Raw genomic sequence first — 25555 nt, 5'->3', positions numbered from 1 at the left:
ACGCCCTTTCTCGCTTGTGACTACTCGGCCGGTGTCAGCTCGAGCTGTTCGACGATCACCCGGCGGAGGATTTTTCCGGTCGGCGTGGTGGGTAGGCCGCTGACGAACACGACCCGGTCGGGCGTACGCGAACCACGCAGCCGGGCCCGCACGTACTGTCGGAGTTCCTCGCCGTCGGGCGAGGAGCCTACCTCGGGGACCACTACAGCAACGAGGAGTTGCCCCCATTCGGCATCCTCGAGGCCGACCACTGCCACTTGGTGCACGGCGCCGTGTTCGACGAGCACATCCTCGATTTCTGCAGGAGCGATGTTCTCACCTCCGCGGATGATGGTGTCGTCGCTACGGCCACCGATGTAGAGGTAGCCGTGCGTGTCGACGCTTGCGGTATCGCGGGTGGCGAACCAGCCGTCGGGGTCGAGAACCGAACCTATGCCGGTGTAACGTCCTGAAACCTGTTCTCCCCGAACGAAGAGCTCGCCAACCTCGTCGGGTCCGAGAACGTGGCCGTCAGCCCCTCGGATCTCGATCTCGACGCCGGGTACCGCCCGGCCGACTGAACCCAGGCGTCGGGCGATGTGCGGGTCCGACGCCTCGAAGGCCGTCACGTGGTCCTCCGGTGTCAGCACCGAGATCGTCGAGCTCGTTTCGGTCAGCCCGTAGGCGTTGACGAGTCCGACCCCCGGCAACAAGTCGATCGTCTTGCGAACCAAGGGCAAGGGAACTTTGGATCCGCCGTATGCGAGGTTCTTCAGCGTCGGCAGTGCAATCGGTTCCCGTTCCAACTCGGTGATGATGCGGTCGAGCATCGTCGGAACCACGGTTGCGGTGGTGATGCCCTCCTCGGCCACCAACCTGACCCATTCGCATGGGTCGAAGTGCCGCAGATACACCGTCTTACGCCCGGCGTAGAGGTTCGACAGTGCCGCACCCACACCGGCGATGTGATAGGGCGGCACGCATACCAGTGCGGCATCGTCCGGTTCGGCTGCTCCGAAATCCACGGTGCCCATGACATAGCTGGTCAGGTTGGTGTGCGTGAGTTCCACGGCTTTGGGCTGCGCACTGGTTCCCGAGGTGAAGAGGATGACCCCGACCCCGTCGGGGTCGGCAAACGCGGTGGTCGCAGCCGTATTGCCCGCAGCAGCCAGGAACTCAGTGGATTCGATGATCCGCCGACCGGCCCCGGCAAGAATGTCGACGTATTCACGGTCGGCGACGATGACCGGTTCCGTTAGCCGGCCGACCAACTCGCGCAGACCGGCGGCGCTCAGGCGGTAGTTCAACGGACAGAACGGTAACGCCGCGCGAGCGGCGCTGAAAATCAGCAACGGCAGCATTGCGCCACCCGCGCCGACGTAGACGACGGTTTGTGCACCCGCGGCCGACACCACGCCTGCACCACCGTCAGCGAGCGCGTTCAGCTCCCCCGTGGTGAGCCGTAGATCGTCGGACACCACCGCCGTACGGTTCGGGTCAGCCGAGGTAGCCATCTCCAGCAGCAGCGAGAGGCTCATCGCGAACCCACTCCCGGCGGCGCCGCGACGTGCCACAGCCTGCGGTTATGGACATTCTCAGAATTGGAAGCGATCATTGACACCATATTCTCATATCGCACGTGCCAATCGAACCCCAGACACCGAAATGGGCGGACCGTGCAAGGTGAGGTCGATTCCGCAGACTACGAACGCCCTGCGCCGTGAGTCCGCTGAGCAAGCCCGTGAGCGGGTTCCAGACGTTCCCGGAGAGCGCTGCGCCTCCAGCTCGAGCGTGCCGTTACACCATGGTGGTGCTCGCCAACGACGGGGCCGATGCCGTCCAGGCGGCGGGCGGATTGTTGTTCGACCGGGCAGGCGCAGGGTGGATCGTCGATGTTCGCACAGCGCTGCCGGCTGATGACACCGCTTTCCGGATACTCGGCGTGCCCGTAGGCACGTTCGCAGACGCAGCGGAGGCCAGAGAAGAGTGGCCGGATGCCCTCGTAGTGTCCGGAAAGCTGCACAGACAGGATGCCGCGGTCCGCGACCTGTTCCACCAAGCCGCTAACAACATCGGCACGGAAGTCGCCATGTGGGGTGGGCGGTGGCCGCGTGACCTCGGACAAGGCGCCGTGCGGGTTGAGCACCGGCTCAGTCATGCGGCAGTGGCGTTCAAGTCTCACGCGATGGCGGCGGCAGGCTTGCCCCCCGACGCCGGTGCCACCGAGGAGTTCAACAGCGGCACGACCGGATTCGCTCTCGCCGGTGCGAGAGTCGCGTCCCCCTAGCTCGCCCGACGAACCGGAACGTTGGAGTACCCCGCCACGTTCGACATCGCCACCCGCTTCAAGCCGGTGCGGTCCACCTGATACTCGGGCAGGAGGTCCAATAGGGCGTTCAAAGCGATCCGACTCTCCATCCGCGCGAGTGCGGCGCCGAGGCAACTGTGCACGCCATAGCCAAAAGCCAGGTTGAAGCCCATCTTGCGTTCGCGGTCGATATCGAGCCGATCTGGATCTGGGAACATCCGCTCATCGCGAGTCGCCGACGCAGTCAACAACAGCACGGCGCTGCCTTTGGGAATCGTCACACCGTGCAGTGTGACGTCGCGCGTCGCGGTACGCACCTGGTATTGCGATGGCGCTTCATAGCGCAGCAACTCTTCAATGGCTGCCGGTATCTTGCTGCGGTCTCTCCGCAAGCTCTGCCATTGGTCGGGAAAATCGGCGAACGCCACCATCGCGTTGCCGATCAATTTCGTGACGGTCTCCGCACCCGCTCCGCCGAGAAGCGTGGCGAAGCCGGCGATGTCGACGTCGGTCAACTTGTCGACGTGACCGTCACGTTCGACCTCCGTCTCGATGAGCCGGCTGATCATGTCGTCCTCTGGCCTTTCCCGACGCTGCTGAATCAGCTTGTAGTAATAGATACCGGTGTTCACCGAAGCCTCGAAACCCTCACGTGGGACGGCGATCTCACCGGGATTTCGCTCCAACAGCAGATCCAACCAGACGCGGATCTGGTGGCGGTCTTCCTTCGGCACCCCCAGCATCGTGGTGATCACCTCGTTCGGAAAGAGCGCCGAGAAATCGGCGACTACGTCAAACGCCGCCGGGTCGATCGCATCCAGGCGCTCGTAGATCTTCTCGCGCACCATCTCCTCGAGGGATGCGATCGCACGAGGGGTGAAGACACTACTCACCAACTTGCGCATCTTCTGGTGCTCAGGCGGGTCCATCGAGATGATCACCTTTGGCGGCGGGATCGCGTCGTCGTGGGCCTTCACCACATCAAGGGTCGCACCCTTGGCCGAGGAGAACGTTTCATGATCTTTCGTGGCAGGAGCAACGTCTTCGTAGCGGGACAGTGCCCAGAAGTCCCATTTCGCGTTGTAGTAGACCGGCTGCTCGTCGCGCAGCCGCCGAAAAGTCGCGTACGCGCCTGCGAAGAACTCCTCGGAGAATGGGTCGAACTCCAGCGGGCTGCTGGCCTTCACAGAGTTGCCGACGCTCACAGAATGGCTCCTGATTCCTTGTATCGCTCAATCGCTTCCCAGGTGAAGCCGGCGTCCATCAGCACTTCTTCGGTGTGTTGTCCGTGCTCGGGCGCTCCGGGCGGCACAACCGGCTGTTCGTCGAACTGCACCGGGTTGGTGGGCAGGGCATACGGCGCGCCGTTGGTCGTGGTCGTATGGGCGATGTAGCCGTTTGCGGTGACAGCGGCATCCTCGCAGAGCTCGCCTGGGGTCTGGACGATCGACCAGGCACCCGACAACCCCGCCAGGGCGACGCGCCATTCGGCGACCGTCCGCTGTGCGAACACGTCGTCGAGGATCGCAATCAATTCCACCCTGTTCTCGTAGCGCGCTGCCGGCGCGGCGAACCGCGGATCGTCGATGAGTTCGGGGACACCGAGCGTCCGCATCGCCTCGGGGTAGAACTTGTCCAACTGCAGCATCATCAACTGCACGTAGCGATCATCTTTGGTGCGGTACGTTCCGACCAACGGGTTGGGCGCATCGGCGTGCCCGTACTTGGGAATGGCACCGCCGCCGTGGATCTGGCTGACCGCGACGTCCGGGCTCAGGTTCCAGGCCGCCAGGCCGAGCAACGACACGTCGACCACCGAGCCCTCCCCTGTCGTGGCCTTCTTGTACAGAGCTGCCGCGATGCCGCCGGCGATCGTCATGCCGCCGAGCAGGTCACCGAACGCGGGGCGCGACCGCACCAGTTCGTCCCGTTCTTCGGTGAGCACTGTCGCAATCCCACCCCGTGCCCAGTAGGACACCCCGTCGTAGCCCGCCTTGTCCGCATCCGGGCCTTTCGGACCGTGGCCCGACCCGCGCACGTAGACGACGCTCGGATTGACCGCGCGGATGTCGTCGACGTCGATGCCCATCTTGCTGCGTCGGTGGGGCAAATAGCTGGTCAGGAACACGTCGCAGCTCTTGGCGAGCTCGCGGACGACCTCCTGCCCGCCCGGGGTGCTCAAGTCGACGCCAATCGACTTCTTGCCCCGATTGGGGATCTCGATCATGTAGTTGACTGCATCACCGCCCTGATCCACGATGCCCATGGTGACCAGACCACGTTGCGGATCTCCGCCGTCGCGCGGTTCGACTTTGACGACCTCCGCCCCCCATTCGGCGAGCACGGCGCCCGCCGATGGCACGAACGTCCAAGCAGCGACTTCGAGCACGCGAACTCCGTTGAGCACTTTGTCTGTGGAAATGACGGCCTCCAATGAATCGATGGTGATCGCGGCTCGAGCCGCCGCTCCAGAGCCCCGCTCGCTGCAGAGTCCACGGCAACAGTGTAAAGGTCGTTCGCGTCATTAGAGAACCATGATTCTCGTCTGCGGTACTATCAGGACCCATGCCGTTTCCGTCCATCACCCCGACCGTCCCAGCTCTGGTGCGGTCGAGCGCAGAGCGCTTCGGCGATCGGCCGTTCCTGATCGCGGCAGGGGATGAACTCAGCTACACCGAACTCGACCAGCGCTCTTCCCGACTGGCCGCTATCCTGCTGGCCGCGGGAGTAGGCAAGGGAGACCATGTCGGGATCTTGATGCCGAACAGCATCGAGTGGGCGGTCGCCTGGTTCGCCGCCACCCGAATCGGCGCTGTCGCGGTCCCGCTGAACACCTTCTACAAGGCTGCCGAGCTTGCATGGACAACGCGACATGCCGACCTCCGGATCATCCTGGCGCGGTCGACGTTCCGCAATCAGGACTTCATCGGACTGCTCGAAGAGGCGCTGCCGGGACTGGCCCAGCAGCGCGATCCGGGACAGCTCGCCTTGGCGTCGGCACCTTACCTGCGCAGCATAGCGGTGTGGGGAGCATGCGATCGTCCGTGGAGCACCTCGATCGGCGACGAGGGGTCAACGCGAATCGACGCGGACTTCCTGGGCGTCGTCGAATCCTGCGTGACTCCGGCCGACGACGCGATGATCATCTATACCTCGGGCAGCACAGGCAACCCGAAAGCACCGGTGCACAGCCAGGGGGCGCTGGTCCGCCACACCTACAATCTCACCTTCCACTACGGTGTCACCACGGATTCCGTGATGTTCACGGCCATGCCGTTCTTCTGGGTGGGCGGGCTCATCACCGGCCTGCTCGCGGTGATCCACCACGGGGCGACACTCGTCACCCAGCCGGCATTCGACCCCGCCGAGGCGCTCGCACTGATCGAGAAACATCGAGCCACGATCACGCTCGGCTGGCCTCAGCAGGGCAAGACATTGGCCGAGCATCCCGAGTTCGCCAGCCGGGATCTGACCTCGGTTCAACGAACCAGTATGCCTGCGATGGTTCCTGTAGATCGACGGCCCCAGGGCCCGAACGCCCTGGGCATGACCGAGTTGTGCGGTAACCATATCGGGGTCGATCCGTACATCGCGCAGCCTGCCGAACGCTCCGAGACCGGTGGCTACTCGATCGAGGGTCTCGAGCACGTCATTGTCGATCCCGACACCGGGCAGCCGGTGCCCGTCGGGACCGAGGGCGAGATCTGGGTGCGCGGTTACTCGTTGATGCAGCGCCTGTACAAGCGCGAACGTGAGGACGTCTTCACCCCCGACGGCTATTACCGCACCGGCGACTGCGGTGTGCAGTATGACGACGGGTGGATCAGGTTCACCGGCCGGCTCGGAGACCTGATCAAGACCGGTGGAGGCACGAATGTCACGCCGTCGGAAGTCGAATTGGCACTGGGCGATTGCGATGGTGTTCTCGAGGCCTACGTGGTGGGCGTCGAGGATGGCGACAACGGTACCGTAGTCGGTGCCGCAGTGGTGCCCCGCGGGGACGCCGCACTCGACAGTGACGAACTGCGCAAGCAGGTCCGGGGTCGGCTGTCTGCGTACAAGGTGCCCAAATTCATCTGGATCACGGCCAAGCAGGATCTGCCGTTCACGGCGTCGGGCAAGGTAAAGAAATCCGATCTCGCCGACCAGCTCAGCAAGCTACTGGTGCGCCGCTAGTCCACCAGCGAATGGTCGTCGGGCATATCGGTCGCCATCAACGTCAGCGGGATACCGAACAACGACTCGAGCTTCACCTCGGTCAGCTCGAACTTGTCTCCTTCATGGTGCTGCCGAAAGTCCGCCTTGGCTCCGTACCGTACGGCGATGTGTTCGGCCGCGTCACAATCAGCGAATCGCACGACCACGGAGAATAGGCCCTCACCGTTTCGTGCCAGGAAGTCCGCCGCTGTCCCCGGTTTCACCGGTGCCGTGGCGGTCGGCGCGATCAGCTCGAACCCGCGGTCCCAGTCGAGACGCACCTGCAGGCCGAGCTGCTCGAGTTCGAATGCCTGGAACTGGAATCCCAACGCAGTGAGGTAATCCGTTGCCGAGTCCAGTCGCTCTACCAATTATCGAATATTGTAGTTCTCGAAAAACGATCATTGCGGTTCTCGCAGAGTTAGATTGACCGGGGAACGCGTAGGCAGACCGTCCGAGAGGATTCCGTGGCGCTGGAGCAGTTTCGTCTCGACGATCAAGTGGCAATTGTGACGGGTGCGGGCCGGGGCGTGGGCGAGGGAATCGCCAAGGTGCTCGCCGAGGCCGGCGCGACGGTCGTGGGCACCGCCCGCACGTCGTCCGAAGTGGATCAAACGATCAACGCCATCGAGGAAGCAGGGGGCAGGGGCCTGGCGATCACGGCCGATGCGCTCGTCCGAGAGGACAGCGAACGGGTGGTCCGAACCGCCGTCGACGAATTCGGCCGCATCGACATCCTGGTCAACAACGTCGGGTTCGCCACCTACGGATCCTTTCTGGACCTGACCGACGACAACCTGCGCCACACGTTCGACTACTGCGTCACCTCGGCGTTCATCATGAGCCAGCTGGTTGTTCCGCACATGCTGACTGTGGGGCGAGGCTCCATCGTCAACATCTCCTCCGGCGCAGGCCGGTTCGGCATCCGCGGGCTACTGCCCTACTGCGTCGCCAAGGGTGGACTGGAAGCATTGACCCGGGCGATGGCCCAGGAACTCGCGCCAAAAATTCGCGTCAACGCCATCGCACTCGGTGCGTTCATGACCACCGGACTGCAGTCCAGCTTTGATCTCATGCCCGGTTCGGAGGAGCAGCTGAAGGCCCGCACGCCACTGCACCGCGTGGGCGATGTCGAGGACCTCGGCCGCCTGGCGCTCTATCTGTCGACACGAGATTGTTATGCGACGAATTCGGTTTTCGTCGTTGACGGGGGTCTGCAAGGCCCCAATTCCGAACTGCCCATACCCGATCTGTAACTGATTCAGGGAGCGAATACATGAGTGCCAAACCGCTACGGGTGGCCGTCATCTCCACCGGGTGGATCAGCAGTGTTTCGATCCGCGCGATCGTGCGCCGTCCGCATCTGGAACTGGTCGGCGTGTGGGTGCACAACCCCGACAAGGTCGGCAGGGACGCAGGTGAGATCGTGGGCCTGGGCCCGATCGGTGTGCTGACCACCGGCGACCTCGATGACATCATCGCGTTGAAGCCGGACTGCGTCCTCTACGGCGCCGCCAGCGCGGAGATGGACGCGGCAGCGGTGCGCGACTACGTGCGACTACTCAACGGCGGCCTCAACGTCGTGACGACGAACACGCCCGGAATGATGTTCCCCGACAGGTGGATACCCGACCTCGCCGACCAGGTGCGTGCCGCCGCCGAGGCCGGCCGAGTCACCATCTACACCTCAGGCATCGAACCCGGTTTCGCCGGAGACCAGTTCGCGGTATTGCTGACGACGCTGTCGAACACCATCCGGACCATTCGCGCGCAGGAGATCTTCGACTACTCCGCGTACCCGAACCGCGATCTGATGGTGACCGCCATGGGGTTCGGCGAACCGCTCGACTTCACTCCGCTACTCGAACTCGAGGGCGCGCAACAGTTCGCCTGGGGTCCACCCATCGGGCTGGTCGCAAAAGCCCTGGGTGTCGAACTCGACGGAATCAGCGAAAAGTACGAGCGGGTCCTCACCCCGCGCGACCTCCACGTGGCATGCGGGCTCATTCCGGCAGGCACCGTCGGCGCGGTACGCGCGGAGACCACCGGGGTCGTCGACGGGCAACCGTTCATCACCATCGAGCACATCAATCGAATGGCGCCTGATCTGGCACCCGAGTGGGCCACCGCACCCAACGGAACGTATCGACTCATCATCGAGGGCCAACCCCACATGCAGTGCGATCTCCGTCTGGGCACCGAGGACACGGCAGAGTCCGCCAATGCGAACGCGATGGAGGCCACCGCCATGCGCGTCGTCAACGCCATTCCGTACGTGGTCGAGGCCGCGCCAGGAATCGCGACCTCTCTGGACCTACCCATCACCGCACCCCGAGGGGCGCTTGATTCGCCTATACGGTGAACATCGGTCCGCGTGGAGCCCCGCGGACCTCGTTGCCCCCGTCGACAGCGAAGCTCTGCCCCGTCATCCAGCTCGATTCGGGACCTGCCAGATAGCGGATGGCCGGCGCGATGTCGTCCGACACGCCCAACCGCCCGAGGGGCACGCGCTCGAGGAAGCTGCTCGTCAGTTCCTCGAGGTGGATGTAACCCTGCGTCGTCGCTGCCTCGGTCAGTCCCGGGCGCACGGCGTTGACGCGGATGCCCTTCGGGCCGAGTTCCGAAGCCGCGACCTTGATCAGCATCTCGAGGGCGGCCTTGCCGGCCGAATAGTGGCCGAGTCCCTCCATCGGGATCTTCGCCGACGTCGACGATACGAACACGATGGACCCGCCGCCCGTCATCAACGGCGCCCCGTAGCGCAGCGCCAGAAAGTTCGACCGCAGGTTGCCCATCACATGGTCGGTGAAGGTGGCGAGATCCTGCTGGACCAGTGGCCCGGTGCCGCCGGTGGCCACCGTGCCCACGACGATGTCGAGCCGGCCTGCGACGTCGAACGCGGCCTGGGCCGCGTTCTTCACCGTCTCCTCGTCTTCCGGGTCCCCTTTGTGCAGATGGACCTCGGCCGCCGGCACGTGTTCCAGGATGCGGTCCCGCGTCGTATCCAGCCGCTTCGACGAGCGGCCGAGCAGAAACAACCTGGCACCGTCGGCCGCGAGCAGCCGGGCGCTGGCTTGGGCGATTCCCGCTGAGGCCCCGAGGATGAAAGCAGTCTGGCCGTCCAGAATCGTCATGCGTTGCCTCGCCTTCGGAGTAAGGCCCGTAGCGCCTACGCGCAGCGACGCTACCAGCCGCCGATAACTGTGGTTCTTGTTTTACTGCAATAGTGGTTCTCGGACGGCCGGCGCTGCTGGTAGCGTGCCGGTGTGGCTGACTTGACGGGGCGGGTCGCGCTCATCACCGGGGCCGCGCGCGGCCAAGGCCGCGCCCACGCCCAACGGCTGAGCGCTGACGGCGCCGACGTCATTCTCGTCGATGTCGCGGGGCCGCTGCCGGATTGTGTGCCCTACGATTCCGCCACACCCGACGACTTGGACGAGACCACCGAACTCGTGCGGGCCAATGGCCGGCGAGCCGTCGCGGCTGTCGTCGACACCCGTGACCACCAGGGCATGTGCGCCGCGGTCGACGACGCCGTGGCCCACCTCGGCAGGTTGGACGTGATCGTTGCCAACGCGGGCATCTGCGTGCCCGCTCCGTGGGATCAGGTCACGCACCGCGACTTCCAGGACGTCGTCGACGTCAATCTGGTCGGTACCTGGAACACCGTGATGTCAGGGGCCAAGCACATCGTCGCGGGTGGCCGCGGCGGGTCGATCATCCTGATCGGCTCGGCCGCCGGTATCACCATGGAGCCGTTCATGATTGCCTACACAGCGAGCAAGCACGCAGTGGTCGGCCTTGCGCGCGCATTCGCCGCGGAGCTCGGAAGGCACCGCATCCGGGTGAACAGTCTCCACCCGGGGTCCGTGGCGACCCCGATGGGCACCGGCCGCATGCTCGACGCCATGGCAGAGGCCGCGGCCTCCAATCCTTCGCTGCGCAACGGGTTCGGCAAGCAGCTTCTGCCAGACGCTGTGACGATGCCTGAGGACGTCGCCAGCGCGGTCGCGTGGCTGGCCTCCGACGAATCGCGGTACGTGACCGCGACGGCCATGTCGGTCGATGTGGGAGCGACACAGGGCTAACCGGCACCGATTCGGGCGAGCGTTTCTGCCAGCTCGACGGGCCGGGAGAAGAATGGCGAATGCCCGCCGTCCATCTCGACGAGATCGGCGCCGATCCGTTCGACAGCATTGCGGCGCGCCCACTCGGCACCCACTGCTCGGTCGCCGCGCAACAGGATGTAGGTCGACGGGGTCGACGGCCAGTCCGCGATCGGGCAGGTCTCGACGAACACCGTGAACGATTGGTGGCGCATCTCGTGAAAAGCGCGACTCGCAACATCTTCAGGGCAGTCGTGGTAGAAGCCGTCGCGGACGGACTCCCACGTCAGCCCGAAGGGCCCGGTGCCGTCTGTTCGTGGTTCGGGGAACGTGATCGCATCGGCATTGGCCGCGAGGTGCTCGGCGAACGACTGTCCTGGCACCGGAAGCAACCCGCCGACGAAGACCATCCGGCTCACCGGTCGCAGGGTGGCCAACACCGGAACGCACAGACCCGCTATCGAGTGGCCGACCACCGCCACGTCGTCGGCTGAATCGCCCACCGCATCGCCGATCGCGGCGCCCGCAACCCGAGCCCATTGCAGAGCGCCCGCCGAGTCGTCGTCCACCGGAAGGTCCGGCGCCACCGTGAGATGGCCGTGCCGCCGCAACTCGTCCTCGACAGCTTGCCAGCACGACCCGTGGTGCATGCCACCGTGCAGCAGCGCGAAGACCGTCACCGCTCTGACCGCAGTGCGCCGAAACGCGGCTGGCCCAGCTCGATTCGGATCAGATAGTGCATCGCGATCGATGGCGTCACGCGCCCGACGATTCGGAACGTCTTGGCGTCCAGACCCGCCCCCCGGTGCACGATCGGGCGGTGATCATTTTCGAGTGCCCTGCTCAGTGCGCGTGCGAATTGTTCCGGTGGGTTGGCGATACCGACAGCGAGCCGACCGCGGAGCGCATCGCGGCCAGGACCCACCATCCGCGCCGATAAAGCTCGACCGCCGAGGCGAATCCCAGCCTCGAGAGGCTCCGGTGATGACCACCATGCGATCGTCTCCCTGACTCGGCGAGTGCCGGATCCGCGACGTCATCTGAAAAACGGCCCGGGCTTACCCGCCTCCTCCACATGGCTGTACGGGTCGTACACCTTGACTGTCGGATAAGGGTTCTGGTCGTAGATGGGCCGGGACATGCCGGCTTCGCGCAACCCCGCCAGCACCGCGAGCGGGACGGCGAACGAGACGAGCCCCACCGTCATCGACACGAGCAGCTGACGCGTCAGCGTCACCGGTGAACGGTTCTGCCGCGTGGGTAGCCGCCGCACAATACGGTTGATCAGGACGAGTTCGTCGTCGTCGTCGCGGACGCACATGACCGCGACCATCGCGAAGATGAAGGAGTCGTAGACCGCCATGATCAACGGGAAATGGATGTGGCCCAGCTGCGCAACCGGTCCCACGGCCTCGGTGTAGAAGAAGATCCCGGCTCGCATCCAGGTGGTCTGGATCAGGAAGTTGATCGGGAGTGCGATGAGGAAGGCCCCGATGAACACCGAGACCAGACGATGGCGGGCCAACCAGTCGACGCGTCGCATGACGGGATCGAGGAACCGGTCGTGCAGTTTCAGGAAGCTGAGCCCGTTGAGCAGATAGTAGGCGGCGTAACCGCCGAGGAATGCAAGCGCGGGCTCGAGGTTGGGTGAAATGTTGACGTAGGGCCACGAGAAGGGGAAGTGCAGCATGCGGGGGTCGAAGATCGCGAAGGTGGCCCAGTTGGCGAGCGGGTCGAGCGCTCCGGTGATCAGGCCGGCGAAAGCGATAATGACCGTCCAGTGCACCTTGCGCTGTCGCCACGAGAGCACGACGAGCACACCGATGAGCCCGATTGCCATTGGGATCGAGCTGAGCCCCACGGCGAGCGGCCAGTTGTCGAAGCCCAGAAAAGGCGGATAGGGCTTGGGGCCCGGATTCGGGTTCGTTCTGGTGGGATCGCCATGCAGGCCCGTTTCTACCGTCGCGATCGTCACCACCGCGAACACCAGGTAGGCCGCTACGAACAGAGACCAGCCCACCCGCGCCGGCCAGGGTGACCTCTGCGGCGCGCCGGTCGACGACTCCGAGGGCAGATCAACGGTGTCGGTCATCTGACTCGTACCGGTAGGGTCGCCCAACCCCGCACGCTGGTGGTGTGCGCGCGTCGGGCGTGGCCATAGTCGACTTCCCAGTCGGGCCATCGGGTCAGAACCTCCTCCAGGGCAACGCGGGCTTGCACACGGGCCAGCGCCGCGCCCAGGCAGAAGTGGATCCCGTGGCCGAAGCTGAGGTGGGCCGCTTTGCGGCGGATGTCGAATCGGTCGGGGTCGGGGTACTGCCGTTCGTCACGATTCGCTGAACCGTTGAGCAGCAACATCACTGAACCTTCGGGCACCGTCTGGCCGTAGAGTTCGACGTCGCGCGCGACATACCGGGCCTGCACGGGAGAGGGTGCCTCGTAGCGCAGGACCTCTTCGACGGCATTCGGAATGAGACTGAAGTCGGCCGCCAGCGCCCGTCGCTGGTCGGGATGATCGGAGAGCAATTGCCCGGCAAAGCCCAGCAGCCGCGTGGTCGTCTCATTTCCCGCTCCGACCACGGTGCCTGCGTAGGTCAGCACCTCGCCGCGGGTGAGTCGCCTCCGTCGCCCGTCAACCTCTTCGATCTCGGCATTGACCAGGTCCGTCATCAGGTCGTCGGACGGGTGCTCGTATCGCCAGTCGATGAACTCCTCGAGCATCGATCCGCTGCGCGAGAGCATGTCGGCTGCGACGTTCCCGGGTTCGCCACGGTCGAGGTTGAGCAGGTTGTCGGTGTTCTGGCGTATCGCGACCTGGCGGTCCTCCGGTATGCCGAGCAGGTAGCCGATGGTTCGCATCGGCATCCAAGCCCCCAGATCTGCGATGAAGTCGAACGTATCCGCCTCGGCGAGAGGCTCCAGAGCACGTCTGCAGAACTCGCGGGCCATGGGCTCGATGGCCGCCATCCGGCGCGGCGTGAAGACCCCGGACATCAGGCGGCGGTGCAGATCATGGATGGGCGGGTCCTCGAACAGGATCACGCCCGGCGGAACCTCGATGCCGTTGAGCAGTACCTCGATGACCGTGCCCCGCCCCGAACGGAAATCCCGCCAGTTGACCAGTTGCCGGGCCACGTCGGAATACCGGCTCAGCGCATAGAAGCCGTATCGGTCGTTGTGATAGAGCGGCGCCGAGTCGCGCAGCTGCTTCCACACCGGATACGGATCATCGTCGATGCCGAAGTCGAAGGGGTCGTAGTACGGCTGCGCGTGGACTGTTCCGGCCACCTGTGCCGTCCCCTTCCTCTACCGATATCCGGGCTTCTCACGTGCCGCGTCCGCAGCTGCAGCGCTCGTCACCTCTGGCCGGTCACGCCCCGCCCTTTGCCCTGCTGTGAGAATATTGATTCTCCCATGCGAGAATGGCTGTATCATAGCCCGGCTAGGCATTCTTTGGACGAAATCAGACCAGGAGGCTGACTGATCAGCGCCGTCATGTCTCGCACGTATGTTTTTGCAGTCGAGTTCCGGGTCCCGAAGTCCGACCGCGTAGGACCAGTCCTGGAACTCCATCAGGAAAGCCTGATCGACCTGGGTGCGCGCTATGCGTTCGTCTACGACTCCATCCCGGAGCCGGGCAAGGTCCTGGTCGTCATCGGCATACGGACAGAGCAGCCACTGCTCAACCTGCTGCGCTCGCCGTACTTCTTCGAATGGTTCGACGCCGTCGGCGTCACCGAACTCCCCGCGGTTTTTGCCGGCGAGAAGGTCGAGCGCTTCGACCTCGGCGATCCGCCGCGCCCCGGCAGCGATCTCGTCGTCGCCGCCGTGATGCCGGTCGACAGCGTCGAGGAGTTCATGACCTGGGTACGCAAGTCGCTCGACAACTTCGGTCGGGCCGGTATCCGCCGCACGCTGGTCTACCGTGCGTTCGACAATCCACGGGAAGTGATGTTCCTCCAGCAGCTCGAGGATAAGGAGTCGGCGCTGCTGTGGGCAGAGCAGTCCGACGCCGCGTCGACATGGCTGGAGTCCGCGGGAATCGGTGCCTACCCTCCGGTTTTCATCGGCCGGCTGGTGACCGCGATGCGCTTTGCCGAGCCGAACAAGCGGGGTCGTTACTGATGTATGTCTGCCTCTGTCTCGGGGTGACCAACGAAGCCGTCGCAGAGGCTGTGGCGGCAGGTGCTCGGACCACCCGCCGCGTCGCTCAAGCCTGCGGGGCAGGCTCGGAGTGCGGGCGCTGCCGCCGGACGGTTCGCGCGATCATCGACGCAATGCAACACACCCCCAAAACCGCACGACCACGCAGAGAGAGCAGAGCATGAGCGATCGCCAAGCCAACATCGCCGGAACCCGCATACTGATCGTCGGGGCGTCCTCAGGCATCGGACATGCTCTGGCGCTGGCCGCCCATTCCAGAGGCGCCAAAGTCGCCTTGGCCGCGCGGCGGATCGACCGCGTGGGCCAGCTCGCCGCCGAACTCGATGGCTTCGCCCACGAACTCGACGTGTCTGATCCTCGCGCCATCGAGGATGTCGTGCACCAGGTGGGTGCCGCGTTCGGGCAACTCGACGCGATCGTGTTCACCAGCGCAGCAGTGCCTTTTGCTCTGATCGAGGACACGGACTACACCACCTGGTTGCACGCATACAGCGTGAACGCCGTCGGGGCATCGCACGTGTTGCGGACAGCGCTGCCCTATCTGACAGAAAACTCGGTGGCGGTCATCGCCTCCAGCCACGACGTGGGCCACCCCCGGGTCGGGGTGGCCGCCTATCACGCAAGCAAGGCTGCGTTGGACGAGATCCTGCGGTCATGGCGCGCCGAGCATCCCGAACTCGCGGTGATCAGAGTCAGCGTGGGCCCCACCGAAGGCACCGAAATCCTGCGCGGCGCCGACCGTGACCTGTTGGCCGACCTGTACCGTGCGTGGGCACATCAAGGCCAGATCCCGGCGAAGATGTCGGCAGTGGACGATGTGGCCAACGCGATGCTGTCGTTGGTCGCGGTGGCCCGGGCCAACCCGTCGGTCGTCACCGACATCGTCCATCTCGCGCCCAGGGCGTCGCGATGATCGCCACCGGCCGAGCAGCTCTGAGAGAAGGCAACTGAGATGGATCTCGGACTGGACGGAGCCAGCGCCGTCGTCACCGGGGGCAGCAAGGGCATGGGACTGGCCATCGCCGAAACTCTCGGAGCCGAAGGCGCCCGCGTCGCCATCATGGCCCGCGGCGCCGAGGCGCTCGAATCCGCCGCACACCGCGTCCGAGCGGCCGGAGCGCCCGAGGTGCTCGCGATCAGCGTCGACATGTCGAGCGCGGACTCGATCGCCGCCGGATACGCCGCAGCGGAGGGGGCGTGGGGAAGCCTGAACGTCCTGATCCACACCGTGGGACCCGGTGCGGGCTCGTTCGAAGAACTCGACGACGGTGACTGGCACGCCGCCTTCGACCTCGGCACCATGTCGGCGGTGCGCTCTGTGCGCGCCGCACTACCGATGCTGCGGGCGGCGGACTGGGCTCGGATCGTGACACTGTCGGCTCACTCCATCCAGCGGCAGAGTCCGCGACTTGTCGCCTACACCGCGGCGAAGGCAGCCCTGTCGAGTTTCACCAAGAACCTGTCGAAAAGTCTCGGCCCGGAGGGCATCCTGGTCAACTGCGTGTGTCCGGGAACCATCGTGACGGCGAGCTTCACCGACATCCTCAAAGAGGTGCTCGCCGCCGACGGCTTCGATTCGGCGGACCCCTACGACGTGATGGCGTGGGTGGAACGGACCTATGGCCATCCCTGTGACCTCGGGCGAGCCGGACTGCCCGAGGAGATCGCTTCGGCCGCGGTATATCTGGCATCCAGACGAAACGGCTACGTCACCGGGGCGACGGTGAACGTCGACGGCGGCAGCGATTTCATCTGAGCTTTCATCTGAGCCGGGCTCAGCCCTTCTTCGCCATCTGGTCGGCCGCGGTGTCGGCCCATTGCGCATTGTGCCGGCCCATCGTCATCGCGCCGTGCCATCCCCCGTCGGTCCACAGCACGGTGCCACCGACGTAGCTCAGCCGCGGGCTGCCCAGACACACGAGCGGCCAGGCCTGTTCCTCGGCCCTCGCGTACCGCCCCACCGGCCCGATCGCATCGTCCACGGTCTCCTTGCCCATCAGATCCTGGAACGCCGGCATCATCGCCGTTTCGGTGGGCCCGGGATTGATGCAATTGATGCGGATGCCTTTGCGACCTAGCTCCGGGTACCACCAGCCCACCCACGCATCGATGATGTATTTCGAGTAGGCGTAGCCACTCCATGACCACTTCTTCTCATTGGCCTCGAGCCATTCGACTGCGGCGTCGAAGCCTTCGGTCTCGAGCAGCGTGGTGATGACCTTGATGTGATCCTGCCATCCGATCGCCGCCGACGACGAAATCACGCTGATGGCCGAGCCCGCGCTCATCTTGGGTACCAGGAGCTCGGCCAGATGGCGGGCACCCACGAAGTTCACCAAAATGGTGTCCCATTCGCTGAACGGCGGACCCGGCAGCCCTGCGCAGCTGAACAACCCGTCGACGGGGCCATCGATCGCGTCCACCACTTCTTCGATGCTCGAGCGATCTCGGAGGTCGATCTGCAACGCACGGGCGACCGGAACCGTGGTCGACTTGATGTCCAGCGCGGTGACCTCCGCACCAAGGTCGACGAGGATCTGGGCCGCCGCCTGCCCCATGCCAGACGCCGCACCCGTGACGACAACGGACTTGCCCTGGTAACCCAGCACGTCTTCCATGACCACTTCCCTTCGACAGGTCAGCCCCGAACCGGATGAGAACTTTAACTGACTCAATTTGAGAGCAAACGTTATCACCCGCCATACACTGGCTGGATCAGCGATCCTCAGGAGGCGCCATGACGGTCAGTGACCGCCCTATTCGGGTCATCCAATGGGCCACCGGCGCGGTCGGCACCGAGATGGTGACCACCATCCTCGATCACCGTCCCGACATCCAGTTGGTCGGGGCTCGGGTGTACTCACAGGCCAAGAACGGCGTCGACCTCGGCACCCTCGTGGGTCGGGCGCCCATCGGCGTGTCGGCCACCACCGACGTGGACCGGATACTGAACACCGACGCCGATCTCGTGCTGTACGCGCCGTCGTTCACCGACCTCGACGACGTCTGCGCGTTGTTGGAGAGTGGCAAGAACGTGGCCACGGTGTCGTTTCTGTTCCACCCACGACGCATCCCCGAAGCTGACCGTGAACGTCTTGCGGCGGCCTGCCGACAAGGCAACAGCACCATTCATGCCAGCGGCCTGAACCCCGGCAATCTGTCCGGTGTGCTGCCTCTGGCCCTGTCCGGGATGAGCCGCACGATCGACAAACTCACTTTGCAGGAGCGCGCCGACTGGTCACTGTGGGAGAGCACCGACATCACCTTCGAAGGCATGTGGTTCGGGCGACCGGTCGACGATGTGCACCCGACGGCCAATGACTTCCTCTCATTCAACACCCGTTTGTTCACCGAGCAGACCTGGTTCATCGCCGACACGTTGAACGCGGCGATCGACGACGTCTCGGTCACCGTCGAAGCGGTTCCGGCGACCAAGGACCTGCAGATACTCGGCCACGAGCTGAAGGCGGGAACCACCGCCGGGCAGCGGTGGAGTTTCGTCGGCTCACGCCGGGACACGCCGCTGATCGAATTCGAGACGCTGTGGACCGTCGGCGGCGAATACCCTTCACACTGGCCGGCACCCGATGACGGCTGGACCCTCACAATCGAGGGCGACCCCTCGATGCGCACCCATTTCCTGTGCCTGGCCAGCTACAGTCGCGCGGCTTCCGTCGAGGAACACGTGCGCGCCGGTCTCATCGCCGTGGCGATGCAGGTCGTCAACGCCGTGCCCGCGATCTGCTCCGCACCGGCTGGCTTCGCGACCATGGCTGACCTGCCACTGATCCGCAGCTTCACCGGCTTCGGCGACCACCTGGCGAATCGGTGATCGCTTCAGGTGTTGAAGTCCGGCAGCGGCGTCTCCGGAGCGCCGTCTTCGGACGGCACGTCGACGTGCGCATCGCTTTTCGCCTCATCCTGCAACTCGGCGGCGCGCCGCAGGTTGTCGCCCGTGTTCTCCGCATGATCGGGTGTAGTCACGAAGTCTCCCTTTGAAATCGGTCGATGACCGCTATACCCACCCGCAAGCGAGTTCTACACGCCCTCAAGTGAACCTGTGACGGACCCGGCCCCTGATTTTCACGAAGGAACGCCCAACTGCTCAGACCGCGGGTGTGCTCCGTGTGCGTACGTGATCGTCGTGCACCTGGCTCAGGAAACGGCCGATCGCCGCCACGACAGGGGCAGTGTGTCGAGGGTCGACCAGGTCGAAGCCGTGCCCCAGACCCGGCAACTCGATGTAGGCGACCTTGGCACGCGCCACCGAACGCAACCGATCGACAAACGAGCGCGCTTCGCTTGCAGGGATGATGACGTCGTCGCTTCCGTGGACCACCAGGAACGGTGGTGCGGAATCATGTACCCGCGCGATCGGGGACGCCGCTGCGAAAACCTCGGGATGGCGAGCCTGCGAGCGCTTGACCACGATACGTTCGAGGAACTGCACGAAGCGGTCGCGTTGGCGCGTGGATCTGTCCTGCCAGTCATACAGACCGTAAACGCTGACCACCGCGTCGACTGACGCGTCGGTGCCTGCCCCGCCGTCGGTCCTCCACTCGGGGTCGTTGGCGCTCAGACCCGCCAGACTCGCCAGATGACCACCGGCCGAACACCCCGCCACGGTGATGAAATCAGGATCGCCGCCGAACTCGTCGATGTGCTCCCGCGCCCATGCGATCGCCGTCTTCACGTCGGTCATCTGGCGCGGCCAGCGGTGGTGCGGGCTGGTGCGGTATTGGACCGACAGGCAGATCCATCCGCGGCGCGCCATGTGCGCCATCAATTCGTGGCCCTGCAGTTCCCTTCGCCCGAAAACCCACGCGCCGCCGGGGATGAAGACCATCACGGGTGCCGGACGCCTCGGCGGGTCTGCGACGCGCCAGACGTCGAGCAGCTGCCGTGGATGGTCGCCGTAGCGGACTGAGGAGGCGTGCACGTAGCGCCGTTGCCGAGTGGCCTTCCAGACCGGCACAAGATTCGGATGCGAGGGCCAGGGCTGGGCGAGCCGCTCGGCGGTGACGACGTCTCCCAACGCCTCCAGCAACACGTTCGGAGTCAGTGCCCGCTGCAGCCGTCGCCGTTGCGCCGCGTCCGCGTCCAGCCGCGGTTTGGAAAGCGCCAGCAGGATATCGGGCAGATAGTCGCGTCCTCCCACTCCGAGAGCGGCAAATCCGCCCAACAACTCGAGGTGCCTGCCGACAACCGGTATCGAGGCAGCAGCGGTGCTCAGCGCGATCAGATAGTCCCCGGGCTTGGCTCGGGTCAACCAGCAGCCGCGGCGCCTGGACACATTTCCGGATGGCTCCGCCGCAGAAGTGCGCACCTGCACAGCCTAAGCCATCACGGATAAGCACCTCCGGCAATCGCTGATTCCCAGCGGGTTTCACACAAATCCACCCCACCCGGAGTCCGGCCCGTCAGCGGCCCCTGACGAGCGCGTAAGCCTGCGTCGCCACGTCGAGGAGTTCCGGGGTGATGAGGCCGCCCCCGTATTCCGACCAACACCAGCTTCGCGCAATGCTCTTTCCCGACGCGGTCGCAGTCAGCGGACCGAAGGTGTGCAGCGGGCTGCCACTCGAGTCGAACGACATCGTGTAGGTGTCGGACCCCATCGACACATCAAGAGCGACGAGTTTTCCTGCGCCGTTGAAGGTCGGCCTGGCCACGACGTCCTTGTGCACCGTGGTGGCACCACTCTTGAGTTGATAACCCGGTCCGAAGGACACGCTGTCCCGGCCCTGCCAGAAGCTGCCGCCGCCAAGCTCCCCGTCTGCGAACTCGTGCAACCAGGACACCCACATGCCTTGCAGGTCGCGGACTATCGGCAGCTCGGTGTATGTCGTGCCCGCCGGACCGTAGGCGAAGTCCTGGTGGGTGTACCCCGAAACCTCAGTACCGTTGATCTTCCCGGTGGCATACATCAGTTCGTGCCGGTAGTAGACGTCGGCATCGATCCCCTGCTGTGGCGGCACGTGGGTCATGACGATGTCACTGACCGTCTGACCGTGGAGCTCCCATCGCCCGCTCGCGTCGTACCAGTGGAATCCGTCAGCATCCCGTTCGATTCGGCCGCTTTGGTAGCTCAGTTGCACGCTGGAGTCAGTTTCGACCAACTGCATGGGTTCGAACCAGTCGAGCGTCGAGTAATCGTCGAACAGGTGCGGGGCGTCGACGTCCATACCCTTGCGCAGCGAACGAAAGCCACAGATAGGAGACACCACGTGCGTCATCCCTGCGATGAAGTCGTCACACCCGCGCACTCCCCAGTAGTCGTTGCCCGCTGCGTCGCTGACGATTCCGCCCAACCAGATGCCGCACAAACCAGGGGCCGAGTCCGGCCGCCAATCACGGCGGTAGTGGTCCAACGTCGGTTGTTGGCTGATGACGCTGAACTCAACGTGCTCGTACATGTTCGATCGTCTTCCTCTCGAGCGTCTTCGGCCGCGGGCAGCCACTGCGCCAAGCCGGCCGGGCACGGGTGGCCGCGAAGTCCGCTCTCACGACAAGGAGGCCATTTCGTCGAAGATCGAACCGGGCACCAACAGGTCGTGAGTGTCGGTGATCTCATCCAGGTGACTCGCTACGTCCTCGGCGCTCACCATGCCGGTCTCGCTGATCCAGCCTCGTGTCACACCGATCTGCAGGGCAGCCACCCGGCCACGGAACGCACTGAGCACCAATTGTGTTCGACTACATGACTCGCTGGCCAGGTAGGCGACAACCGGAGCCACCTGATCGACGCGCAGACTGTCGAGGAACTCCCGCCCGTCGGCGGTGTCGGCAGCGTCGGCCATCAGGGCCCGCGCCATTCGCGTCGCTGCCATCGGCATGATCGCGTTCGCGGTGATGCCGAACTCCGCGCCCTCGAGAGCGACCACGTTCATCAATCCGAGCATCCCCGTCTTGGCGGCGGCGTATCCGGCCAGTCGCGGCTGGCCGAAGACCCCGGCTGCCGATGACACGAACACGATTCGGCCATAGCCCGTATCCTTCATCACCGCGAATGCGGGACGCACCACGTGAAACGCCGCCATCAGATGGTGACGCAGCAGGGCCTCGAACCGATCGGTCGGCCAGTCCTCGAAGCTGTCGTCGTGGATGATCCCTGCGTTCGCGACCACGGCATCCAGCCGGCCGTACTCGCGCAGCGCCAGCATGATCGCCTCTCGACCCCCGGCGTCAGTGCTGGAGTCGCTGACACACGCCACGGCCCGTCCGCCGTCGTCGACGATGGCGGCCGCCACATCCTGCGCTGGAGCAGGATCGTGACCGCGACCCCCGATACCTGAACCGTTGTCGTGCACCACGACCGCCGCGCCGCGGTGTGCGAGTTCACGGCAGTAGGCCTCGCCCAACCCCCGTCCACCACCGGTGACGAGGACGACGCGGCCCGCAAGATCGATGCGGTTCATAATCGGTGAAACAACCCCTTCCCAGACGGCAGGGGAAGGTCGAGTGTGGTGACGATGCCGGGTGGCGCCGCGACCACGGCCGGGATGCTGTTCACCACTCGGGACGCCGTGGCCACCATGCCTGCGTGCGCATGATCACCGTTGCGGCTACTGAGGTTGAAGTCCATGACATAGGAGGGCTCCCCCGTGATCTCGATCCGATAGGTGTATGAACCGGAGACAGGGCGCGGCCAGTCCGGGCACAGGTCGTCACGCATGCGGGTGACGTGTTCGGCCACGATGACGGGTTGACCGTCCACCAAGCCGGCCACCTCGAATCTCAGGGCCGCGGCGGTCCCCTCGGCGATGTGACCCCACGCAGTATCGAACGACTCCGGCGCGGGCACCCGGACGGACCGCTCGGTGATCTCGCCGAGCTCCACGTCGAGCCACTTCGCCCCCAGCTTGATGACCGAACCCCAGGCCATCGACAGAGCTCCAGGCGACAGCACCATCGGGACGTCCTCGAGTGGCCTGCCGAATCCCATCAGATCGCACATGACGAGTGCGCTGTCGTAGGTCGAGTAGTCGCAGATCTCGATACAGCGGATCTGTTCGACGCTCTGGCAGGTGCCCGCCAGTGCGAGAGGCACGATGTCGTTGGCGAAGCCGGGGTCGATCCCGTTGACGTAGAGACTCACCCCATTGGCTTTGGCCGCCAACTCAAGCGGCGCAAACAGCTCGTCGGGCACGACGCCCCACGGGAACTGCAGGAATGTGCCGCCGGTGCCGACCACGTTGACCCCGGCGGCGAGGATTCGACGGTAATCGTCAAGAGCTTCGAGCATCCGGGTGTCGGCGATCGCGGTGTAGATCGCGCAGTCCGGCTCGGTCTCCAGCAGGGCACCCAGATCGGTGGTGGCCAGGATCCCGGTAGCCCGACCGAGTCCGGCGAGTTCGCCTGCGTCCTTACCCGCCTTCTCGTCTGAGGACACCCAGACGCCGGTGAGGTCGTAACGACGATTTGCCAGCACCGCACGTAGTGCGTGCGCGCCAACGCCACCGGTTCCGATCACGATGACGCGCAGGGACATCAGCTCCCCGCCCAGTGCGCGACGAACGGCGTGATCGTCGACAAGTCATAGGCCCCGGGGTCGGCAGCCATCACCGCGGGGATGGCGTTGATCGCGTGCATGGCTGTGGCAAGACATCCCTGTTGGGCATGATCTTCGTCATGTGAGCCGATCACGAGATGAATTCGCAGGTTCGGCTCGCCGGAAAAGCTCACCTCGTAGCCGATCTCAGCGGGCCAGTCGGGCGCCAAGTCATCGGCCATACGGGTGAGGTGTTCAACAGACAGCGTCACGTCGCCGCAGTCGGCCACCACGCCGAAACGCATCGCGCCCACCGTTCCCGCGGGAATCTCGCCGGCAGCCACTGTCAACGCCCTCGGCGTGGTGGCAACCTCGCGGTAGCCTTCGACGCCGCGGATCTCGAGACCCAGCGCCTGCGCGAGCACCGTGGCGCTGCCTATCCAGGCGCTGGCCGCGTACTGAGTGTTGGTGAGCAACGGAGTGGTGTCCTCCGGCGGGAATCCGAACCCCATCGCGTTGAAGATCAGGTCGTGACTCGCGTAGGTGGAGTAGTTCAGCACTTCGCGAACATCGATGCGGTCAGCGCGCGCGGTGATCCGGGACAGGATGGGTGCGAGTGTCTCCCCGATGAATCCCGGATACAGGCCCAGGCCCAGAAACGTCGAATTTCCTCTTTCGCAGGCTGTCTCGATGCCATCGGCCAGAGACCCGTCGAGTGAACGTGGGTGAATGAACCGGCTGCCGGTGGTGATCACGTTCTTTCCGGACGCGAGAAGGTCGCAGACGTCGGCGAAACATCCGGGTGTGTCGGTTTCGACCTTGCCCATGTAGAGCACGACGTCGGCGTCAGTGGTCAGCAGCGCGTCGCGGTCATCGGTCGCCGACACGCCGGTTTCCGGCATTCCACAAAGAGATCCCGCATCGACACCCGACTTGGCGGGGTCGTACACTCGGACACCCACCAGGTCCAGATCATCTCGGCCGATGACATGGCGGAGTGACATCGTTCCGGTCACACCGGTGGCCCATTGAATGACGCGTGTCACCGTCGGCTCAATCCCAGATCACGTCGAGGCGCGACGGCGACCGGAACATGGTCCCGGTGATATAGGGCGCCGGCGCATCCGGGTCCAGGCGAAGACCCGGCAACTGATCGAACAGGGCGTTGAAGATCTTCGTGCTCTCCAACCGAGCCAGGTGCATGCCGAGACACACATGCGCACCATGCGCAAAGCCGATGTGCGGCTTACGCTCGCGGAAGACGTTGAACTCCTCCGGGTTCTCCCAACGACCTTCGTCATGGTTGGCACTTCCCAGGCTGAGCATCATGGTGGCGCCCTCGGGGATGGACACTCCGGCCAATTCGGTATCGCAGGTGACCTCGCGCATGAAGTTCAACAGCGGAGTCTCCCAGCGAATGCCCTCCTCGATGGCTTGCGGCAACAGACTTCGGTCCGTTCGCACCGCGTCCATCTGATCGGGATGCGTCAGCAATGCGTACGCCAGGCTCGCCGTGGAACGCGATGTCGTCTCGGCACCTGCCGGAAGCAGGTTGCGCATGAAGCCATAAATCTGCTCGTCGGACATCTTCATGCCGTCGACCTCGGCAGTGGCCAGAATCGACACCATGTCGTCCTGTGGAGATCTGCGCTTTTCGGCCAGGATGTCGACGAAGTAGTCCTTCATCTGCGCCGACGCCGCCATTGCGGTCTCCATGTCGGCACGAAACCCCAGCATGTCGATCGCCAGACGGTGGAACCACAGCACGTCGGAATCGGGAAGTCCGAGCAATGCGGCGATCACCCGTACCGGGATCGGCATGAAAACCGCATCGACCAGATCGGCGCGCCTGTCCTCCTTGAACCGCGCGATGGTCTGGTCCACCAGCGGACCGACCAGTTCACCATCCCACCGCTTCATCGACGAGCGGGCGAAAGCGAATTCGTGCAACTTGCGGTACACGGCATGCTCGGGTTCTTGCATCTCGAGAATCGTCGGCCCCTGCAGTGGCCGCACGACATCTTCATAGCATCGCGTGCTGAAAGTGATGTTGTCGGTGAATACCGCCTTGACGGCGTCGAACGAATACGCGGTGAACGTCGGTGACCGCCCGTCGTCCGGGTTTCCGATAAGACCCATTTCCGGCCAGCCCGGATGGACGGACGCCTGCGCGCGCAATCGCTTCAACAGCGGATATGGGGACGCGTCGCCGTCTGCCCCCATACCCGCATTGAACTTCTCCTGTGCATCCCGGATGCTCTGCTCGAGCTCCTCGACGGTTGGCGATTCCACCATTCGACGACCCCTCACTAC

26 protein-coding genes are annotated in these 25555 nt (G+C 64.7%); 10 read left to right on the top strand and 16 right to left on the bottom strand.

Going from position 1 to position 25555, the window contains the following annotated elements:
* Positions 1-20 precede the first annotated feature (20 nt).
* Complete coding sequence (locus G6N31_RS04855; RefSeq protein ID WP_098003452.1) at positions 21-1517, bottom strand: class I adenylate-forming enzyme family protein; 1497 nt, start codon at positions 1515-1517, stop codon at positions 21-23.
* A gap of 266 nt (positions 1518-1783) precedes the next feature.
* Between G6N31_RS04855 and G6N31_RS04850 the strand changes: the two genes are divergently transcribed.
* Complete coding sequence (locus tag G6N31_RS04850) at positions 1784-2266, top strand: hypothetical protein (RefSeq protein WP_133117682.1); 483 nt, start codon at positions 1784-1786, stop codon at positions 2264-2266.
* Here G6N31_RS04850 and G6N31_RS04845 read toward each other — a convergent pair.
* Together G6N31_RS04845 and G6N31_RS04840 are read right to left on the bottom strand one after the other, a co-directional pair.
* Positions 2263-3492, bottom strand: a complete 1230-nt coding sequence (locus tag G6N31_RS04845; protein ID WP_098003454.1) for a cytochrome P450 — start codon at positions 3490-3492, stop codon at positions 2263-2265. The genes G6N31_RS04850 and G6N31_RS04845 overlap by 4 nt on opposite strands.
* Entirely contained in the window at positions 3489-4721 is a 1233-nt protein-coding gene (locus tag G6N31_RS04840; protein WP_098003455.1) for a CaiB/BaiF CoA transferase family protein, read from the bottom strand. The genes G6N31_RS04845 and G6N31_RS04840 overlap by 4 nt, the downstream gene beginning before the upstream one ends.
* A 131-nt stretch (positions 4722-4852) precedes the next feature.
* Here G6N31_RS04840 and G6N31_RS04835 point away from each other — a divergent pair, with 131 nt between their 5' ends.
* Complete coding sequence (locus G6N31_RS04835; RefSeq protein ID WP_098003456.1) at positions 4853-6463, top strand: class I adenylate-forming enzyme family protein; 1611 nt, start codon at positions 4853-4855, stop codon at positions 6461-6463.
* Here the strand turns inward: G6N31_RS04835 and G6N31_RS04830 are convergent.
* The gene (locus G6N31_RS04830; protein WP_098003457.1) at positions 6460-6855 is read right to left on the bottom strand and encodes a hypothetical protein; all 396 of its coding nucleotides are present in this window, start codon (positions 6853-6855) and stop codon (positions 6460-6462) included. The genes G6N31_RS04835 and G6N31_RS04830 overlap by 4 nt on opposite strands.
* A gap of 96 nt (positions 6856-6951) precedes the next feature.
* Between G6N31_RS04830 and G6N31_RS04825 the strand changes: the two genes are divergently transcribed.
* Both G6N31_RS04825 and G6N31_RS04820 read left to right on the top strand, forming a co-directional pair.
* On the top strand, positions 6952-7740 hold the full coding sequence (locus tag G6N31_RS04825; RefSeq protein WP_098003458.1) for an SDR family NAD(P)-dependent oxidoreductase: 789 nt from the start codon (positions 6952-6954) through the stop codon (positions 7738-7740).
* 20 nt (positions 7741-7760) lie between these two features.
* Positions 7761-8846: an NAD(P)H-dependent amine dehydrogenase family protein gene (locus G6N31_RS04820; protein ID WP_276057888.1), complete on the top strand. Its 1086-nt coding sequence runs from the start codon at positions 7761-7763 to the stop codon at positions 8844-8846.
* Here the strand turns inward: G6N31_RS04820 and G6N31_RS04815 are convergent.
* Entirely contained in the window at positions 8836-9618 is a 783-nt protein-coding gene (locus G6N31_RS04815) for an SDR family NAD(P)-dependent oxidoreductase (RefSeq protein ID WP_098003459.1), read from the bottom strand. The two genes, G6N31_RS04820 and G6N31_RS04815, sit on opposite strands and share 11 nt — an antisense overlap.
* A 132-nt stretch (positions 9619-9750) precedes the next feature.
* Here G6N31_RS04815 and G6N31_RS04810 point away from each other — a divergent pair, with 132 nt between their 5' ends.
* On the top strand, positions 9751-10572 hold the full coding sequence (locus G6N31_RS04810; RefSeq protein ID WP_098003460.1) for a mycofactocin-coupled SDR family oxidoreductase: 822 nt from the start codon (positions 9751-9753) through the stop codon (positions 10570-10572).
* On the opposite strand, the gene G6N31_RS04805 is transcribed toward G6N31_RS04810, so the two are convergent.
* The 3 genes from G6N31_RS04805 to G6N31_RS04795 all read right to left on the bottom strand — a co-directional run bounded on the left by G6N31_RS04805 (position 10569) and on the right by G6N31_RS04795 (position 13878).
* Positions 10569-11270, bottom strand: coding sequence for an alpha/beta hydrolase (locus tag G6N31_RS04805; protein WP_098003461.1), 702 nt, complete (start codon positions 11268-11270; stop codon positions 10569-10571). The two genes, G6N31_RS04810 and G6N31_RS04805, sit on opposite strands and share 4 nt — an antisense overlap.
* 356 nt (positions 11271-11626) lie before the next feature.
* A complete protein-coding gene (locus tag G6N31_RS04800) occupies positions 11627-12568 on the bottom strand; it encodes a spirocyclase AveC family protein (RefSeq protein WP_234815285.1) in 942 nt (313 codons plus the stop codon).
* Positions 12569-12678: 110 nt separating this feature from the next.
* The gene (locus tag G6N31_RS04795; protein WP_098003464.1) at positions 12679-13878 is read right to left on the bottom strand and encodes a cytochrome P450; all 1200 of its coding nucleotides are present in this window, start codon (positions 13876-13878) and stop codon (positions 12679-12681) included.
* Between the two features lie 207 nt (positions 13879-14085).
* Between G6N31_RS04795 and G6N31_RS04790 the strand changes: the two genes are divergently transcribed.
* From G6N31_RS04790 to G6N31_RS04775, 4 genes are read left to right on the top strand one after another with little or no spacing between them, the layout of a single operon-like run.
* Positions 14086-14715, top strand: a complete 630-nt coding sequence (locus G6N31_RS04790; protein WP_098003465.1) for a fatty-acid--CoA ligase — start codon at positions 14086-14088, stop codon at positions 14713-14715.
* Positions 14715-14918, top strand: a complete 204-nt coding sequence (locus tag G6N31_RS04785; RefSeq protein WP_098003466.1) for a (2Fe-2S)-binding protein — start codon at positions 14715-14717, stop codon at positions 14916-14918. The genes G6N31_RS04790 and G6N31_RS04785 overlap by 1 nt, the downstream gene beginning before the upstream one ends.
* Entirely contained in the window at positions 14915-15667 is a 753-nt protein-coding gene (locus tag G6N31_RS04780) for an SDR family oxidoreductase (protein ID WP_098003467.1), read from the top strand. The genes G6N31_RS04785 and G6N31_RS04780 overlap by 4 nt, the downstream gene beginning before the upstream one ends.
* Positions 15668-15706: 39 nt before the next feature.
* The gene (locus G6N31_RS04775; protein ID WP_098003468.1) at positions 15707-16510 is read left to right on the top strand and encodes an SDR family NAD(P)-dependent oxidoreductase; all 804 of its coding nucleotides are present in this window, start codon (positions 15707-15709) and stop codon (positions 16508-16510) included.
* Between the two features lie 19 nt (positions 16511-16529).
* Here G6N31_RS04775 and G6N31_RS04770 read toward each other — a convergent pair whose 3' ends face one another.
* Positions 16530-17372: an SDR family oxidoreductase gene (locus G6N31_RS04770; RefSeq protein ID WP_098003469.1), complete on the bottom strand. Its 843-nt coding sequence runs from the start codon at positions 17370-17372 to the stop codon at positions 16530-16532.
* Positions 17373-17491: 119 nt separating this feature from the next.
* On the opposite strand from G6N31_RS04770, the gene G6N31_RS04765 reads away from it, so the two are divergent.
* Positions 17492-18586: an NAD(P)H-dependent amine dehydrogenase family protein gene (locus tag G6N31_RS04765; protein ID WP_098003470.1), complete on the top strand. Its 1095-nt coding sequence runs from the start codon at positions 17492-17494 to the stop codon at positions 18584-18586.
* A 5-nt stretch (positions 18587-18591) separates the two neighbouring features.
* Here G6N31_RS04765 and G6N31_RS04760 read toward each other — a convergent pair whose 3' ends face one another.
* The 7 genes from G6N31_RS04760 to G6N31_RS04730 form a co-directional block, all read right to left on the bottom strand.
* Positions 18592-18738 (bottom strand): hypothetical protein, encoded by a 147-nt coding sequence (locus tag G6N31_RS04760; RefSeq protein ID WP_163722038.1) that lies wholly within the window; start codon positions 18736-18738, stop codon positions 18592-18594.
* 121 nt (positions 18739-18859) lie between these two features.
* A complete protein-coding gene (locus G6N31_RS04755; RefSeq protein WP_420090620.1) occupies positions 18860-20086 on the bottom strand; it encodes an alpha/beta hydrolase in 1227 nt (408 codons plus the stop codon).
* 88 nt (positions 20087-20174) lie between these two features.
* A complete protein-coding gene (locus tag G6N31_RS04750; protein WP_098003472.1) occupies positions 20175-21167 on the bottom strand; it encodes a hypothetical protein in 993 nt (330 codons plus the stop codon).
* Between the two features lie 87 nt (positions 21168-21254).
* Positions 21255-22169 carry an SDR family NAD(P)-dependent oxidoreductase gene (locus G6N31_RS04745; RefSeq protein ID WP_098003473.1) on the bottom strand — a complete coding sequence of 305 codons (915 nt, stop codon included), beginning with the start codon at positions 22167-22169 and terminating at the stop codon, positions 21255-21257.
* Positions 22166-23242 (bottom strand): NAD(P)H-dependent amine dehydrogenase family protein, encoded by a 1077-nt coding sequence (locus tag G6N31_RS04740; protein ID WP_098003474.1) that lies wholly within the window; start codon positions 23240-23242, stop codon positions 22166-22168. The genes G6N31_RS04745 and G6N31_RS04740 overlap by 4 nt, the downstream gene beginning before the upstream one ends.
* Positions 23242-24246 (bottom strand): NAD(P)H-dependent amine dehydrogenase family protein, encoded by a 1005-nt coding sequence (locus tag G6N31_RS04735; RefSeq protein WP_098003519.1) that lies wholly within the window; start codon positions 24244-24246, stop codon positions 23242-23244. Before G6N31_RS04735 ends, G6N31_RS04740 begins: the two co-directional genes overlap by 1 nt.
* A gap of 49 nt (positions 24247-24295) precedes the next feature.
* On the bottom strand, positions 24296-25537 hold the full coding sequence (locus G6N31_RS04730) for a cytochrome P450 (RefSeq protein ID WP_098003475.1): 1242 nt from the start codon (positions 25535-25537) through the stop codon (positions 24296-24298).
* Positions 25538-25555: the final 18 nt, after the last annotated feature.

Source organism: Mycolicibacterium duvalii (genome assembly GCF_010726645.1).
In the GTDB taxonomy this organism is placed as follows: Bacteria; Actinomycetota; Actinomycetes; order Mycobacteriales; family Mycobacteriaceae; genus Mycobacterium; species Mycobacterium duvalii.
The sequence above is the reverse complement of the archived record's forward strand: the minus strand, read 5'-3'. Positions and strand labels throughout refer to the sequence as shown.

What these genes read in the sequence shown, in the direction of transcription:
- G6N31_RS04855 (WP_098003452.1), bottom strand. Translation starts at nt 1,517, where the DNA reads ATGAGCCTCTCGCTGCTGCTGGAGATGGCTACCTCGGCTGACCCGAAC.
- G6N31_RS04745 (WP_098003473.1), bottom strand. Translation starts at nt 22,169, where the DNA reads ATGAACCGCATCGATCTTGCGGGCCGCGTCGTCCTCGTCACCGGTGGT.
- G6N31_RS04835 (WP_098003456.1), top strand. Translation starts at nt 4,853, where the DNA reads ATGCCGTTTCCGTCCATCACCCCGACCGTCCCAGCTCTGGTGCGGTCG.
- G6N31_RS04785 (WP_098003466.1), top strand. Translation starts at nt 14,715, where the DNA reads ATGTATGTCTGCCTCTGTCTCGGGGTGACCAACGAAGCCGTCGCAGAG.
- G6N31_RS04765 (WP_098003470.1), top strand. Translation starts at nt 17,492, where the DNA reads ATGACGGTCAGTGACCGCCCTATTCGGGTCATCCAATGGGCCACCGGC.
- G6N31_RS04735 (WP_098003519.1), bottom strand. Translation starts at nt 24,246, where the DNA reads ATGTCACTCCGCCATGTCATCGGCCGAGATGATCTGGACCTGGTGGGT.
- G6N31_RS04740 (WP_098003474.1), bottom strand. Translation starts at nt 23,242, where the DNA reads ATGTCCCTGCGCGTCATCGTGATCGGAACCGGTGGCGTTGGCGCGCAC.
- G6N31_RS04775 (WP_098003468.1), top strand. Translation starts at nt 15,707, where the DNA reads ATGGATCTCGGACTGGACGGAGCCAGCGCCGTCGTCACCGGGGGCAGC.
- G6N31_RS04730 (WP_098003475.1), bottom strand. Translation starts at nt 25,537, where the DNA reads ATGGTGGAATCGCCAACCGTCGAGGAGCTCGAGCAGAGCATCCGGGAT.
- G6N31_RS04820 (WP_276057888.1), top strand. Translation starts at nt 7,761, where the DNA reads ATGAGTGCCAAACCGCTACGGGTGGCCGTCATCTCCACCGGGTGGATC.
- G6N31_RS04780 (WP_098003467.1), top strand. Translation starts at nt 14,915, where the DNA reads ATGAGCGATCGCCAAGCCAACATCGCCGGAACCCGCATACTGATCGTC.
- G6N31_RS04815 (WP_098003459.1), bottom strand. Translation starts at nt 9,618, where the DNA reads ATGACGATTCTGGACGGCCAGACTGCTTTCATCCTCGGGGCCTCAGCG.
- G6N31_RS04770 (WP_098003469.1), bottom strand. Translation starts at nt 17,372, where the DNA reads ATGGAAGACGTGCTGGGTTACCAGGGCAAGTCCGTTGTCGTCACGGGT.
- G6N31_RS04790 (WP_098003465.1), top strand. Translation starts at nt 14,086, where the DNA reads ATGTCTCGCACGTATGTTTTTGCAGTCGAGTTCCGGGTCCCGAAGTCC.
- G6N31_RS04850 (WP_133117682.1), top strand. Translation starts at nt 1,784, where the DNA reads ATGGTGGTGCTCGCCAACGACGGGGCCGATGCCGTCCAGGCGGCGGGC.
- G6N31_RS04750 (WP_098003472.1), bottom strand. Translation starts at nt 21,167, where the DNA reads ATGTACGAGCACGTTGAGTTCAGCGTCATCAGCCAACAACCGACGTTG.